Genomic DNA, 14,648 nt, shown 5'->3' with positions numbered 1-14,648 from the left:
GGCAATCAGCCGTAGAACTGCGTGCCGGTTTTGTAGGTCTTGAAGTTGTCCATGTCGTGCGAGTACATCAGCTCGGCGCCGTGATCCTCGGCAAGTTTCTTCACCTTGCGCATCGAATTGACGCCCGCGACCGGGTCGATATGAAAGGCGGCCTGGCATAGGGTTTCCAGGCTCTTCTGCGTGTAGGCGGCGTCGATCGTGAACATGATCGGCTTGCGCTTGGGAAACTCGACCAAGAGACTGTAATGGCCGATCGAATGGCCGGGGGTCGAGATCAGCCTGACGCCTTTGGCAAGCTCGACATCGCCGTCTATTCCCTCGAACGTCGAGTTGGCGCGCGTCGTACCCGCCAGCAGCTGCGCGGTCACGCCGCGCGCTTCGGCGGCCTCGGCCGAGAAGCTCAGGTCCGAGTAACCCAGATGTTCGAACGGCTGCGGATTGCAGGCCTGCGGTACCTCCGTGCGGTGGCAGATCTTCTTGGCGTGCGGAAAATACTTGTTGCCGCCGCAATGGTCGAAATGGAAGTGCGAGTTGACGACGACGTCGATGTCCTTCGGCTCAAGCCCGAGCAACGCCAGCGCGCCCGGAATTGTCTGGTGCTTTTCCTGGATCGGCTTCTCGAAGGGCAGCACCTTCATGACGTGGTCGTAGTCGTAGCCGGTGTCGATGAGGAAGCGGCCCTCGGCATGCTCGATCAGGATCGAATAGACGGGGAAGCGCACTTCGCCGCCCGGGCCGCGATTCCAGAACACATGATAGCCGTCGAGGACGAGCGAGCCGCCGTCGAGCAGGTAGACCTTGGTATCCGACATTGTTGCCTCCGTTTCTGGCGCGGGTCCCATCCGCGCATCTGGTTTCTGTCAGCGCGCGCCGCGCTCGTATGGAATGCCCAGTGCTGCCGGCAGGCTGGCTCGCCGGCCGAACAGCACCAGCATGATCATCACCGCCAGGAACGGCAGCATCTGGATGACGTCGGTCGGGATGTTGATGCCCGCCACCTGCATGGCCGTGGTGAGCGACAGGCAGACACCGAACAAAAGCGCGCCGAACAGTACCCAGACCGGACGCCCGCGCGCCAGCATGGCCAGCACGATGCCGAGGAAGCCGGCGCCGTTGGTGATGAACGGTATGAACAGCCCCGCCCCGACATTGGCGAGATACGCGCCGCCGAGCCCGGCCAGCGCGCCGGTCGTCAGCACGGCGATGGTGCGGGTCCTGATGACGTCGATACCGGCAACGTCGAGCGCGGCCGGCTTATCGCCGGCGGCCTGTAGGTTGAGGCCGAGTTGCGTGCGCCGGTAGAGGTAGCTCATGCCGAACACTAGGGCGACCGCCAGATAGACGATCAAATGGTGCTTGAAGAAGGCCGGGCCGATCACCGGAATGTTCGACAGCAGCGGAATGACGGTTGCGTCCGCCGCCGGCAGGCGAGGATAGCTGCGCGAGAACTGGAAATGGTGAAGCAGCGCCGTCAGGCCTTCGAGACCAAGCGTCAGTGCGATGCCGATGACGATCTGGTTCAGCCCGATGCGCACGCAAAGCAGTGCCATGACCAGCGCCACAGCGATGCCGCCGGCAGCGCCGGTGAGGAAGCCCAGCCACAGCGATCCCGAATAGAATGCGCCGACGAAGCCGAGATAGGCGCCGGCCAGCATCATGCCTTCGATGCCGATGTTGAGCACGCCGGCCTTTTCCGACATCTGTTCCCCGAGGCCGGCAAGCAGCAGCGGAATGGCGGCGGTGACGGCGCCAAACAGCAACGCGCTGAGAAAGACTTCGCTGAAGAGCCCGGTCATGCCCTAAGCCTTTCTCGACTGATGATAGCGGTGGTCGACATACTCGGCCAAGGCGAGCACGATCAGCACGATGGAGACCAGCACTAGGGTGAAGTGATTGGGCACGCCAAGCCGCCGCGCCGCGCTCTCGCCGCCGATCGACAGCACCGAAAGCAGGAATACGAAGCCTATCGCGGCAAAGCCGTTCATGCGGGCGAGAAAGACGGCCGGAATGACCGCCAGCCCATAGGCGGGGTTCCAGTCGGCGCGAACATTGCCTTGCACGCCGATGATGTCGACAGCGCCGGCAAGGCCCGCGAGCCCGGCGGAAATGGCAAAGACGGCAATCGTCAGGCCGGGCACGCCCAACCCCGCATGAACCGCGGCGCGCGGATTGGCGCCGACAATCCGCAATTTCAGCCCGAATGCCGTTCGTGTCATCACCAGATGGACGATGATGATCGCTGCCAGGCCGAGCAGCAGGCCACTGGTGATGGTGGTTTCAAACAGGCGCGGCAGCCGGTCTTCCACCGGCAGCGTGCGGGTCTGCGGCACGGTGGTGCCGGGATCGCGGAACACCAGCTTGACCAGCACATTGGCGAACGAGGTGCCGAGGAACGTCATCATCAGCGTGGTGATGATCTCGTTGACACCCTGATAGGCGCGCAGCAGCGCCGGCACCAGCGACCAGATCATGGCCACCACCATGGCGATCAGGAAGGAACAGAAGAGCGCCAGCCAGGACGGCATGACCTGCACCAGAACGGGAGCGCTGGCGGCGGCCGTGACGGCGCCAAGCAGGAACTGGCCGTCGCCGCCCAGGTTCCACATGCCGGCGCGAAAGGCGACGATCAAGCCGGCGGCGAGAAACAGCAGCGGCGCCATGCGCGTCAGCGTCTGCTGGATGCCAAGCGGCGAGAACAGGCCTTTCTCCAGCACGTAGCCATAATAGGCGAGCGGGTCGACACCGACGGCAAGCAGGATACAACCAGCGATGACGAGAGCGGCAAGGATCGGACCAAGGGTCATCAGCAGCCGGTGCATCACGTCGCGCCGCGTAGCGCCGGCGCTCGTGACATCGAGTGCGGTGGCGCCGGCAGCGGGTGCGGTGTCGATGCTCATGCGGCAAGTCCGATCATCAGGCGGCCGACCCTGGTGCGGGCGTCGTCGGCATTCGCGACGGTGCCGACCAGCGAGCCATTGGCAATGACGGCGATACGATCGCACATGCTCAGCAGTTCCTCGAGGTCGGTGGAGATCAACAGCACGGCGAGGCCACGCGCCGCCGTGTCGCGGATGCGCTGGCGCGAGGCCAGCGTATTGGCGAGATCGAGCCCATAGGTTGGCTTGTTGAAGATCACCACCTTCGCGCCTTCGGCCAGTTCCCGCGCCAGCAGCACCTTCTGGATGTTGCCCCCCGAAAGCCGCGCAACGGGCGTCTTCAGGCTTGGTGTGCGCACATCGTACTCGCGCACGAGCTCGGCGGCGCGCCTGTCGATCTCGGCGCGTTGCTCGACGCCGCTGCGCCAGAAGGGCGCCGCCCCGACCTGCTTGAGGAAGAAGTTGATGGAGACTGGGAACATGCCCACCGTACCTTCGCCCAGCCGGTCGTCGGTCAGGTAGCGAAGGCCGCGCTGGCGGCGTTCGCCGACGCTCAGGGCCTCGATGGCGGTGCCCGCCAGCCGGACCAAGCCGCCTGTCGCCACGCGCTGGCCGGCCAAGGCCTCAGCCAGTTGCTTCTGGCCGTTGCCATCAATTCCCGCGATGCCGAGTATCTCGCCTGGACGGATGTCGAAGGAGATCGACGACAGGCCGGGCGCGTTGTCGGTCGGCGCGACCGTGAGACCCGCGACCTGAAGCAGGGGCGCGGCTTGCGCATCGACTGCGCGGGCCGGGCGTTCGACCGCTTCGGGATCGTCCTTCTGCTTGCCGAACATCAACTCCACGATCTCGGAAATGATCTCCTGTTCGCCGAGCGCGGCAAACCGCTCGGGCGGTATCTCTCTAACCTTGCGGCCAAGCTTGAGAACCGAGATGCGGTCGCCGAAGGCGGCTGCCTCCTTGAGCTTGTGGGTGATGAAGACGATCGCCAATCCTTGCTCGACGAGGCGGCGCATCAGCGCACCAAGTTCCTCGATGCCCTTCGGCGTCAGCATCGAGGTGGATTCGTCGAGGATCAGCAGCCGGCTGTTGCGCACCATGGCGCGCAGGATTTCGACCTGCTGCTGCTCACCCAGCGAAAGTTCCGAAACCTTGGCATGCAGTTTCACCGTGATGCCGAGGCTCCCGGTGATCTCGGCCACGCGGGCCTCGAGCTCATCAGTCCTGGGGCGCTGCCACCAGGACCCGCCAAGAAGCAGGTTCTCGGCGACCGTCAGGGTGGGCACCAGCATCATGTGCTGGAACACCGTTCCGATGCCAAGCGCCAGCGCATGGCGCGGCGACGTGATCGGCGTCGGTCTGCCGTCGACAAGGATGCGCCCCTCGTCCGGCTGCTGCAGGCCGGACAGCATGCCGATCAAGGTGGATTTTCCCGCGCCGTTCTCACCGAGCAGCACATGCACCTCGCCAGGGCGGATCGACAGGTCGATGCTGTCGTTGGCGACAATGCCGGGAAAGCGTTTGGTCACGCCTTCAAGCGCGACGATGTCGCGGCTGTCGACGGGCGATGAAGAAAGATTGCTCATGAAAGCCCAGCACTGGAAACGGGAATGATCCGGAGGAGCGAACCGATCGCCCCTCCGGCAGCCGACTTTTGATCGCCTTACTGGGCGACGCTTGTCATCAGCGCCCTGACGGCGGCCGCGTCATAGACCGGATCGACCTTGATCTTGCCGGAAATGACGTCCTCGCGCAGCGCCTGGATTTCACCCCAGACCTTGTCGGGGATGGCGGCGGTCTTCAGCAGCTTCACCGAATCGTCCTTGAGGCCGATCGAATAGTGCTTGGTACCGAACGTATCGGCCTTCAGGTCGGCGATCATCGCAGCGTAGACCGGTTCGATGTTCCACACCACCGACGACAGCAGGAAGCCCTTGTCGATCGGCGACTTGTCGCCGATGACGTCGATGAAATAGACCTTACCACCGTCAGCCGCCTTGGTCCTCTCGACCGCCTGCAGCATGCCGAAACTGGAGCCGTTGCCCTGGCCGAAAATGATGTCGGCGCCCGAGGCGATAACGCTTTCGGTGACGCGCTTGCCGCCGGCGGCATCACTGTAGGCGGCCGGCCCGATCACCGCATAGGTGATCTTGACGTCCGGGTTCTCCGCCTTCACGCCCTGCGCGAACGCCGCCGACTGCGAGTTCCACGATGGCGGTTCGCCGGAGACGACGATGCCGACAGATTTCGAGCGCGACATCTTGGCGGCGAGACGGCCGGCCAGATAGGCGCCCTGATGACCGCTCAGTGTGTAGTCGGCGACGAGGCCCTTCTCAAGACCGTTCGGCGTGTCGACGATCGCCACCGGAACCTTCAGTTCCTTGGCGATTTCGGGCGCCGAGGTGTTGTAGCCGCTGGCGTGGGCGATCAGCAGGCTGGCGCCGTCGGACGCGAGCTCGCGCAGTGTCGGACGGACATCGCCATAGCCGAGACCCTGGGCCACGACCACCTCGACACCGGCTGCCTTGCCGGCTGCCTTGGCGGCGTCGATGCCCTGCTGGTTCCAGCCATAGTCCGTGCCTTCTTCGGGCGTCAGTATGGCGATCGACTTGATTTCGCCGGCAAACGCGCCGCCCATCAAGACGCCACACAGTATAAATGCACTTACGCTGCTCTTAAGGATCTTTAACATGTTACCCTCTCTGTTTGATTTCCCAATCATATTTTTGTTGTTATTGCGCATGAGCGAGATAGACTGCCTGAGAAAACTACCCATGGAGCTCAGGCAAAGTGAAAATCCGTTATGTCCTCCCCGTGATGTTGGCGTTCACATCCCTCGCCGACGCGGTTGAGTTGCACCAGGTGATTGTCCGCAAGGGCACTGAGGGGCTCGCCATGGTGCCATTGACGATTTCGAATGCGGGCAAGGAAGGCGTGTCCTGCAACGCCGACTTTGCCCACTGGTATTCAGAAGGGATCGCGACGATAGAACCGGGCAAGAGCGCTCGCGTCGAACTCTGGTTCGACCCCAAGACCGCCACCTTCACCATCCTCAACGACAAACACGAGAACCTGCCGGTCGAGCGGCTATGGTGCGGTCTGTCGGGCCGCGCATATGCCACCCGCGTGCAGATCACTCTCGACCGTGCCGATGCGGCGAAAGGCGAGCGCACCTTGTCTTGCGGCCTGGAGCAGGACAGTCTGGTCTGCCGGTAGGCGCTCATCGACTTGCCCGCCCCAACACCGCACGCCTCTTACTTGTTGGCCAGGAACGTGTCGGTGAAGACATCGCCCGCCGACAGGGCCACCTTGAGCACGCCCTGATCGGTGAGCGTCTTCAGCGTTTCCTCCCACTGCGTCTTCGTCATCCAGCCGAGGCCGTGTTCCTTGGTGTCCGGGCTGGTGAAGGTCGACGCGATATCGGCGTTGATCTGCGCCAGCAGCACATCCTTCTTGTCCGCGTAACCAGGGGCGGCCTTGGCCGTGATCTCGGCGGCCTCTTCGGGGTGCGCCACCACGTAGTCGAAGGCCTCCCTGTATGCCTTGACGAAGCGGGCGACGACGTCCGGCTTGTCCTTGATCATCTTCTCCGAAGTGAACAGGCCGGAGCCATAAGCCTTCCAGCCATGGTCCGCGCCCATCATGATGCTGAGCGACCCGGGACCGCCTGCCTTGGCCTCCAGTTCGGGAACCTCGGCGTCGACATAGCCGACCACCGTCTGGACCCGGCCGAGAAGCAGATAGCTTTCATAGGGCGGCGAGACGCTGTTCAGCGTCATGTCCTTCTCGGTCAGGCCATTGGCCGCCAGGAAGCCCTTGAAGAAGATGTAGGTCGAGCCCGCCGGATGAATGCCGATGGTCAGTCCCTTGAGATCAGCCGGCTTGGTGAGCTTCACCGTCTTGGCGAGCGACATGATCGCCAGCGGCGAGTGCTGGTTGACGGCGGCCACCGCCACCACGGGAACGTTCTGCGAGCGCGCGACGGCGAGCGTGGGGAGATCGCCGAAACCGAAATCCGCGTTCTCATTGCCCACCAACCGCATAGCATCCGGCGAACCCGAACCCTTGCGGATTTCGGCGACGTCGATGTCGTTCTTGGCGAAGAAGCCTTTTTCCTTGCCGACGAAGAACATGGCGTGGTTGCCGCGCACCACCCAGTCGAGCTGGACAGTGACCCTGTCCGCCGCCAGCGCCATGCCGGGGAAGCCAAGGGCGCCGGCAAACGCCGCAAGCGTGGCTACCTTGATAAGTGAGCGTCTCAGCATTTTTGTTCCCTTTATTGTCGGTGGTTGATCGAGAGGCCTAGGCCTGGCTGAATTTGGGTGCCCAAGGCACCACGATGCGTTCGAGGATTTCGGCCGCGTAGTAGAAGGCTATGCCGAGCACGGAGACGAGCAGCAGCGCCGCGAAGACCAGCGCAGTGTCGAGCTGGGTCGAGGCGAACTGGATGACGTAGCCCAGCCCGTCCGAGGCCCCGGCGAATTCGCCGACGATGGCGCCGATCACGCTCAGCGTGGCCGCGATCTTGGTCCCCGCCATCAGGTTCGGCAGCGAATGCGGAACGCGGATCCTGAACAGGATCTGCGTCGGGCTCGCGCCGACCGAATTCATCAACGACAGCAGCGAGCGGTCGACCGACTGCATGCCGGCCAGCATCGACAACGTCACCGGGAAGAAGGCGATGACCAGGATCAGGCCGATCTTGGGCGCGAGCCCATAGCCGAACCAGAGAATGAAGATCGGCGCCAGCGCCACTTTGGGTACGTTCTGGAACAGCACCACCAGCGGATAAAGCGCTCGCCCCAGCCAGTCGAAGCGCACAATGACCAGCGCAATGGCAACGCCGACCACGACGGAGACAAGGAACCCGAACAGGATCTCGCCTGCCGTCACCAATGTCGCCTGCATCAGCGTTGCCCATTGCGCGACCAGCGACTGCGCGATCTCGGACGGGGCGGGAATAATGAAGGCGGAGATGGCGAAAATCCGCACCACGGCTTCCCACACGACGATCGTCGCCAGCAGAAGTATGACCGCCGGGAGCCAGCTGCCGGTCGCGGCCACCCAGCTTGAGCCAAGCCGTGAGTCAGGGACATTTGTGACAGGTTGATCGCTCATGACGCGCCTCCCGGTTGGTGGCTGGCGCGCAGCATCGTGCGCAGTTGAACCACCAGCCTGACGAACTCCGGATCTTCCGTCACCGACAGGTCGCGTGGATAGGGCAGACCAATGTCGAGGCTCTCGGTGATCCGGCCGGGCTTGATCCCCAGCACATGGACATGGCGGGACAGGTGAATGGCCTCGTCGATGGAGTGGGTGACAAGAACGATGGTCTTGCCGGTGCGCTGCCAGATCTCCAGCAGCGACTGACCCATCGAATCGCGGGTAATGGCATCGAGCGCGCCGAACGGCTCGTCCATCAGCAGCACCGCGGGATCGAGCGCCAAGGCCCGCGCGATGGCGACGCGCTGGCGCATGCCGCCCGACAATTCGTTTGGACGCTTGTGGGCGCTGTCGCCAAGCCCCACCAGTTCAAGCATCTCCTGTCCGCGTGCCCGCAAATCCGTGCGCGACAATGACTTGTCGGCGATGCCGAGCAGCATGGATGCATTGTCGACCGCATTCTTCCAGGGAAGCAGGTTGGCGTCCTGGAAGACGAGGCCGATCATGCGCTTGCGCGCCGCCTCGACCGGCGAAAGCCCGGCGATCGAAACGCTGCCGCTTGTCGGATTTACAAGCCCGGCCAGAACCTTGAGCAAGGTGCTCTTGCCGCAACCGGAAGGACCGATGAGAGAAACAAACGATCCCTTCGGTACCGACAGATCTATATTCTGCAGAACCAGTTGCCTGGCCATGACCACCGAAACGCCCTTGGCGGAGATCAGGTCGTCGTGGCGGATATGGGCCGGCCGGCCGCCGGCTGCCCGAATGGTCTCAACACGCATGGCTTGGCCCTCCATGCGGTGCCCCAATCCGACCGGCCTTGTGAGCACGATGTGTCATTGGCTACTCCCGGCCCTCCAGGATGCGTCGCACCGCGACGAGCTTGCGCGCGCGTTCGCCTTGCAGCGCCTTTATCTGCTCGGGCGTGTAGGAGAACATGCCCTCCCCCGACTTGATGCCGAGCTTCGACGCGTTCGTCTTTTCCAGCACCATCGGCGCAACGTCGTCGCGATTGGAGAGATCGGCGTTGAGGAAGGACGAGACGGACTTGTAGATATCGAGGCCCGCCATATCCAGCAGCGCCATCGGCCCGACCACGGCGATCTTGTAGCCGATGCCCCAGGAAACGCAGGTGTCGAGATCTTCCGGCTCGATGACACCGCGCTCGACAAGATCGACCGCCTCGCGCAGCAGCGCATAGAGCACGCGGTTTTCGACGAAGCCCGGAACGTCCTTCTTCACCACCACCGGCAAGAGGCCGATCGAGCGGATCAGGTCGCGGATAACAGCCACGGTCTGCGGCGCCGTCTTCTCGCCGGCGATCACCTCGATCATCGGGATGATGTGCGGCGGGTTCGACCAGTGCATGCCCACCATCCGCTCGGGATGCGAGATATGCGCTTGCAGCTTGGTGATCGGGATGCCCGAGGTGTCGGATGCGACGATCGTGTCCGATGCTATGAGGCTGTCGATCGTGCGATAGACATCGGCCTTGATCGAGATGTTTTCAGGAACGTTCTCGATGACGAGATCGGCACCGGATACCGCGTCGCCGATGTCATCCGTGAAGCGAACCGTTCCGGCACCCGCCGGCGGGGCCGCGATACCCAGGGCATCGAGCACGGACCCGGCCGTGCTCAGCATTGACCCTGCGCGCTCGATAGCTGCCGGGGCAACATCGTAGGCGGTCACCTGCAAGCCACCCCTGGCGAGCCGGGCGGCCATGCCTGGTCCCATCGTACCCAGACCGATGATGGCGATACGCTGGATCATCACGCTGCCCTGCTTTCCGTTGCTGCTTTTGATGCCGCGATGAGGTCGGCGGCCTTCTCGGCAATCATGATGACCGCCGCGTTGATGTTTCCGCAGACCAGGTCGGGCATGACGGACGCGTCCACCACCCTCAGCCCGTCGACGCCGCGAAGTCGCAATTGCGGGTCGACGACGGAGGCCGCGTCGGCGCCCATCCGGCAGGTCCCTGCCGGATGGTGCACGGTGATCGAGGTCTTGCGGATATGCTCGTCGATCTCGTCGTCGCTCTGGCAATTCGGGCCGGGAAAGAACTCCGCCTCGATAAAGGGCCGCATGGAAGGCTGCGCCGCGAGATCCCTGGCCACCCGGAAACCGGCGCGAAGGGACTCCCAGTCCTTCGGCGAGGCGAGGAAATTCTGGTGGATCAGCGGTGCCGCGAGAGGATCGGCCGAGGCCAGTTTCACCTCACCCCGGCTTTCAGGCTGCGTCGCCACGATCCGCGTGGCGAAACCGTCCGGGAACGGCGCCTTGAACGGCTTGAGGTACGGCCACGCGGCGAGCGGAGCCGCCGTGAACAGCAGTTGCACATCCGGCAACGGCCGCGCCGGACCGCTTTTCAGGAAGGCGACAACCCCGCCGGGGACATCGCCGGAAAAACCCCGTCCCGTGAAGTAGGTCTTGGCGAAATCCAACCCGATCCGATCGGCACGCATGTTGCGAAGGAAAGGGCCGCCCGGAGCCCGGCGTCGGTACATGAGGATGACCGAGACGTGATCCTGCAGGTTCTTGCCGACCGCCGGCAGGTCGACCCGCGTCTGGATACCGTGCGTCGCGAGCTCCTCCGGCGCCCCGATGCCGGACAGCATCAGGAGTTGCGGCGTGTTGATGACGCCGCCCGAGAGCAGGACCTCCTTGCGGGCGACGACCGTCCGTTCGCCGCCGCCATGGTTCACAACCACCCCGGTGGCGCGCCTGCCCTCCAGGGTGATCTTCGTCGCCGTCGCTCCGGTCAGGACGGTCAAATTGGGCCGCTTCAAGACCGGCCGCAGATAGGCGGACGCGGTCGAGCTGCGCCGACCTTTCGAAATCGTCATCTGGAGGCGACCGAATCCTTCCTGCCGCTCACCATTGTAGTCGTCCGTTTGTGGATACCCTGCCTCCACGCTGGCTTGCGCGAAGGCGTCGATCAGCGTGTCCTTGTAGCGGCACAACTGGGTGCTGACCGGACCCTTGCCACCACGAAAGTGGTTCGCGCCCCCTTCCCAGCTTTCCTGCTTCCGGAAATAAGGCAGGACCTTCTCGTACGACCAGTCTTGGAGCCCGCTGGCCGCCCAACGGTCGTAATCGCCGCGATTTCCCCGCACATAGGCCATGGCGTTGGTCGACGACGACCCGCCGATCACCTTGCCGCGGGCGCACTCGACCCTGCGTCCGCCGACATTGTCCTCCGGCTCGCAGAAATACATCCAGTCGTGGCGGCGCTCGGTCAGGATTTTTCCCCAGCCAAGCGGTATGTGGATCATGGGGTCGCGGTCCCAGCCGCCGGCCTCGAGCAACAGCACCGAACATGCCGGGTCAGCGCTCAACCGGTTGGCCAGCACGCAGCCGGCCGATCCGGCCCCAACGATGATGTAGTCGTAACTTTCCGCGTGCGGCATGGTGCGTTTCATTGCCTTGATCCGGCGCTCCTGCGCCAGGGAACTATTGAAACTGAGCCTGGACCATCCCGGCCCAGACCCGGATGGACCAGGTATTCCTCAAGGCGGCCGGCACTAGGCCAGGCCGGCCTCTCTCAGACGCTGCGACCAGTGATTCCATCCTCGATCGATCTGGGCACCGACGAGTTTTCCCGCCGTCTTTATCTCGCCCGGCGACAGATATTTGATATTGCCGATCTGCAGGCCGGCCGTGAGCGCTGCCGCTTCCTGCTCGAGATAGAAGGCGCGGAAGACGACCTCCCGCACGGAGTTGCCGACATTGACGACGCCATGCCGTGCCATGAGGACCACGGTCTGGTTGCCGAGACTTTCGGCGATATCAGCGCAGACCCCGGAGCTGCCGCCGAAGAGATCCGTCTCGTCGCCATTCTTGTCGCGAATCTCGTAGACCGGGACTGACTCGCCGATGAAAGCTCCCATGTGGGTGACCGGCCGAAGCGGCGTATCGACGAAGCAGTACGGCAGGACGGCCGGAGAATGGGTGTGGAGCACACACTGAACGTCGGGCCGCGCCTTGTAGATCTCGCTGTGGATGTAGCGCTCAAGATAGGAGGGTCTGTTATCCGACGTCTCGCCGTCGAGATTGAAACGCTGGATGTCACCGACGGTTATAAGGCTCGGAGCAAGCTTCTGGGCCAGAAAGAAGCTTTCGGGATCGTCGGGGTCACGGGCGCTGATGTGTCCGAACGTGTCCAGAATGCCTTCGTTCAGAAGGATCTTCGTCGCTGTGACCAGCTCTTCGAAGACCGTCTGGCGCGCCGGGCTGTTGTCTTTCATTTCCAAATTCTCCCATTGCGCGGCGATGGCGACCATTTTTGTTCTTGTTATCGGTCGCCGAGGCCGCGGATTTCACTTGTTTTCGTAGATGCCGACGATCCGATTTTGCTCGATGATGTTTCCGGCATATTTCTGGAGGAACTCCTCCCTGGTGGGTGTCCCTTCGACCTTCGTGTCCAGGGCATAGACCCAGAAGTAGTAGTGATGCTCTCCATGGCCAGCGGGCGGCTGAGGCCCGTAATACTGCTTGCCGCCGGCGCCGTTGGGCCCGACGCGAAACTTTTCCTGCGCGTCCGAAAGATCGGTGGTCGACGGATCGATGCCGTAGACGACCCAGTGCGTGAAGCCGTTGGGCAAGGGCGCGTCGGGATCATGGCAGATGACCGCGAGCTCCTTCGTGCCTGCCGGGACGCCGCTGACCGTAAGCCTGGGCAATACGTTGCCCTTGTCGCCGGCATGCTCGTCGCGCAATTTCCCGAGCGGCTTGAAATCCGCCGAAGTGATCTTGAGGTCCTTGATGTTCAGGGGCATGGAATTCGTCCTTCGCCAATTTCGATCGAACTAGACACCGGCCTTGAGGTCGGCGACGGTTTTGCCGCCGACGCGCTGATGCACGCGCGGACCCGATGCGACGGCGACGCAGATCAAAAGCTCATCGGGGCGTGGGCCGTCCGGCACGGAAAACGTGACGGCATCATAGTGGGAACGGATGTAGAGCTCGTCCTTGTGGGCAAGCGGGATATCGATGGATGTGCCGGCGGCGGCGACCTTGCTGACCGACGAAATCCAGGCCTTGCCGCCCCCGACCTGCTGCCGCAGCGGATCTCCGAACACCGTGGTGATGCAGGCGACGACATGTTCCTGTTCGCCTGATGTACCCGCGATACCGCCCTTGCCATAGCTTTCGACCGGCCTGTTGCCGAGCAGCGCCACGGCCCGCTCACCGAGCGCATGACCGATGGCTGAGCTCGGATCCGTCAGCTCGGACAATTCCGCGACGAACTTTCCGGCGAACGGATTGCGTATGACGACGCCTGTCGCGACTTTGACGAGGGTGTCGCCAGGCTGGCCGCCGTCATGCCGGCTTTCCTGGACCGAGGCGTACCAACCCCTGACATCGTAGTCCCGTTCGACTTCACTGGAATAGTTCATCTTTATCTCCTGAAGGGAGCGCTGCTTGCGCGCGCGCCGATTAATTCGTTGACCGGCTTGTCCGGCGCTACTGCGGCCATGAGTAGACGCGGCGCAGCGGGTCGTAGCGGGCTGCTTCCAGGGCCGCCGGCGTGAACATGTTCCCCTTCGACAGCGAGCGGTTCGCCGCATAGTCGCCGGACAGGGCCTGGCAGCGATCGGTGATGGGGCGAATGCGCTTCTCCCACGCGACGAGTGCATCTTCGACCGAAGAGCCCGCCTCCAGGTCTTGCGACAGGCTAAACGCATTGACCATCGCGCAACCAGCGCCCTGAGCAAGAGCCGGGCACATCGCATGCGCGGCATCGCCCACAAGGGCGACCTTGCCTCTTGTCCAGCTATCCAGCTTGGTCGTCTCGTACTTGTCGTACCTTGCGGTTTTCAGCTTCGCCGCCTCGATCAGGCACGGTTCGAGAAAGGGGAACATCTCGACCCAAACATCGAGGTCTATCGGAACCTGCGACCCGCGGGGATCGGCGGCTGGAGCCATGAGGCCGAGATAGAGCTCATTTTCGTTGCAGGGCGAGTAGAGTATTCGTTGAACGCGCGGCCAGAAATTCCACATGTCTATGGTGTTGTCCCACTCGCCGTAACCGAGTTCCTTCTTCTTGCGAGGCACGATCAGCCGGATGAGACCATCTTTCGAAACCCACCGGTCCTGTTTGAAGCCGATGGAATCCCTGACCTTGGAGCCAACGCCGTCGGCACCGACGATCAAGTCGGCCTCGAGAACCTCTCCGGTCTGAAGAGTCAGGCGGCCTTCCGGATCGGCGGCGACCGCTTCGGAGTTGACTGATATGTCGACACCCAGCGCACGGGCGCGGTTGACCAGGGCATCGTGCAGGTGGCTCCGGGTCATGATGCGCCAGGGAAGACCGTTGAACGTCTCCTTGGAAACGGACTTGTTATGCATCCAGGTCTCGTAGGTCGGAGGCGTATGGGAGCCCTGGAGAACATCATCCAGGGTGCCCAGTCCTTCGAGCACGCGAAGGCCATTGTGCCAGAGATAGATACCCGCGCCGAATGCCCGGAGCTCCGAGCTCTTTTCGTGCAGCCTGACGTCCCAACCGTTCTGCCTCAGAGCGATGGCGGCTGTCAGGCCGGCAAAGCCGCCGCCAGCGACCTCGGCACGGCGCGCCTTACCCTGGGTTTTGTTTACATTGGCCATTTT

General features: G+C 63.2%; 15 protein-coding genes. 1 reads left to right on the top strand and 14 read right to left on the bottom strand.

Going from position 1 to position 14,648, the window contains the following annotated elements; genetic code table 11:
• Positions 1 to 5 precede the first annotated feature (5 nt).
• The 5 genes from C7I87_RS04295 to C7I87_RS04275 all read right to left on the bottom strand — a co-directional run bounded on the left by C7I87_RS04295 (position 6) and on the right by C7I87_RS04275 (position 5,514).
• Complete coding sequence (locus C7I87_RS04295; protein WP_149903028.1) at positions 6 to 812, bottom strand: 4-pyridoxolactonase; 807 nt, start codon at positions 810 to 812, stop codon at positions 6 to 8.
• Between the two features lie 48 nt (positions 813 to 860).
• The gene (locus C7I87_RS04290) at positions 861 to 1,796 is read right to left on the bottom strand and encodes a putative B6 ABC transporter permease subunit 1 (RefSeq protein ID WP_149903027.1); all 936 of its coding nucleotides are present in this window, start codon (positions 1,794 to 1,796) and stop codon (positions 861 to 863) included.
• Positions 1,797 to 1,799: 3 nt separating this feature from the next.
• A complete protein-coding gene (locus tag C7I87_RS04285; protein WP_149903026.1) occupies positions 1,800 to 2,897 on the bottom strand; it encodes a putative B6 ABC transporter permease subunit 2 in 1,098 nt (365 codons plus the stop codon).
• A complete protein-coding gene (locus tag C7I87_RS04280; RefSeq protein ID WP_149903025.1) occupies positions 2,894 to 4,462 on the bottom strand; it encodes a putative B6 ABC transporter ATP-binding protein in 1,569 nt (522 codons plus the stop codon). Before C7I87_RS04280 ends, C7I87_RS04285 begins: the two co-directional genes overlap by 4 nt.
• A 77-nt stretch (positions 4,463 to 4,539) precedes the next feature.
• Entirely contained in the window at positions 4,540 to 5,514 is a 975-nt protein-coding gene (locus C7I87_RS04275) for a putative B6 ABC transporter substrate-binding protein (protein WP_246696184.1), read from the bottom strand.
• Between the two features lie 152 nt (positions 5,515 to 5,666).
• On the opposite strand from C7I87_RS04275, the gene C7I87_RS04270 reads away from it, so the two are divergent.
• Positions 5,667 to 6,092, top strand: a complete 426-nt coding sequence (locus tag C7I87_RS04270; RefSeq protein ID WP_149903023.1) for a hypothetical protein — start codon at positions 5,667 to 5,669, stop codon at positions 6,090 to 6,092.
• Positions 6,093 to 6,130: 38 nt separating this feature from the next.
• Here the strand turns inward: C7I87_RS04270 and C7I87_RS04265 are convergent, their stop codons facing one another.
• From C7I87_RS04265 to C7I87_RS04225, 9 genes are all read right to left on the bottom strand, one after another.
• Positions 6,131 to 7,141, bottom strand: coding sequence for an ABC transporter substrate-binding protein (locus C7I87_RS04265; protein ID WP_149903022.1), 1,011 nt, complete (start codon positions 7,139 to 7,141; stop codon positions 6,131 to 6,133).
• Between the two features lie 37 nt (positions 7,142 to 7,178).
• Positions 7,179 to 7,994 carry an ABC transporter permease gene (locus tag C7I87_RS04260; RefSeq protein ID WP_149903021.1) on the bottom strand — a complete coding sequence of 272 codons (816 nt, stop codon included), beginning with the start codon at positions 7,992 to 7,994 and terminating at the stop codon, positions 7,179 to 7,181.
• Complete coding sequence (locus tag C7I87_RS04255; protein WP_149903020.1) at positions 7,991 to 8,821, bottom strand: ABC transporter ATP-binding protein; 831 nt, start codon at positions 8,819 to 8,821, stop codon at positions 7,991 to 7,993. Before C7I87_RS04255 ends, C7I87_RS04260 begins: the two co-directional genes overlap by 4 nt.
• 61 nt (positions 8,822 to 8,882) lie before the next feature.
• Positions 8,883 to 9,812, bottom strand: coding sequence for a 5-formyl-3-hydroxy-2-methylpyridine 4-carboxylate 5-dehydrogenase (gene fhmpcd1 / locus C7I87_RS04250; RefSeq protein WP_149903019.1), 930 nt, complete (start codon positions 9,810 to 9,812; stop codon positions 8,883 to 8,885).
• Positions 9,812 to 11,449, bottom strand: coding sequence for a GMC family oxidoreductase (locus C7I87_RS04245; RefSeq protein WP_149903172.1), 1,638 nt, complete (start codon positions 11,447 to 11,449; stop codon positions 9,812 to 9,814). Before C7I87_RS04245 ends, fhmpcd1 begins: the two co-directional genes overlap by 1 nt.
• A 114-nt stretch (positions 11,450 to 11,563) precedes the next feature.
• Positions 11,564 to 12,322: a class II aldolase/adducin family protein gene (locus C7I87_RS04240; RefSeq protein WP_246696183.1), complete on the bottom strand. Its 759-nt coding sequence runs from the start codon at positions 12,320 to 12,322 to the stop codon at positions 11,564 to 11,566.
• 36 nt (positions 12,323 to 12,358) lie between these two features.
• Positions 12,359 to 12,817 carry a YbhB/YbcL family Raf kinase inhibitor-like protein gene (locus tag C7I87_RS04235; protein WP_149903018.1) on the bottom strand — a complete coding sequence of 153 codons (459 nt, stop codon included), beginning with the start codon at positions 12,815 to 12,817 and terminating at the stop codon, positions 12,359 to 12,361.
• 30 nt (positions 12,818 to 12,847) lie between these two features.
• A complete protein-coding gene (locus C7I87_RS04230) occupies positions 12,848 to 13,438 on the bottom strand; it encodes an amino acid synthesis family protein (RefSeq protein WP_149903017.1) in 591 nt (196 codons plus the stop codon).
• Positions 13,439 to 13,505: 67 nt separating this feature from the next.
• Positions 13,506 to 14,645: an FAD-dependent oxidoreductase gene (locus C7I87_RS04225; protein WP_149903016.1), complete on the bottom strand. Its 1,140-nt coding sequence runs from the start codon at positions 14,643 to 14,645 to the stop codon at positions 13,506 to 13,508.
• Positions 14,646 to 14,648: the final 3 nt, after the last annotated feature.

Source organism: Mesorhizobium sp. SARCC-RB16n, assembly GCF_008520305.1.
GTDB lineage: Bacteria > Pseudomonadota > Alphaproteobacteria > Rhizobiales > Rhizobiaceae > Mesorhizobium.
Note: the sequence above shows the minus strand (reverse complement) of the source record. Positions and strands in the feature narration are given on the sequence as shown.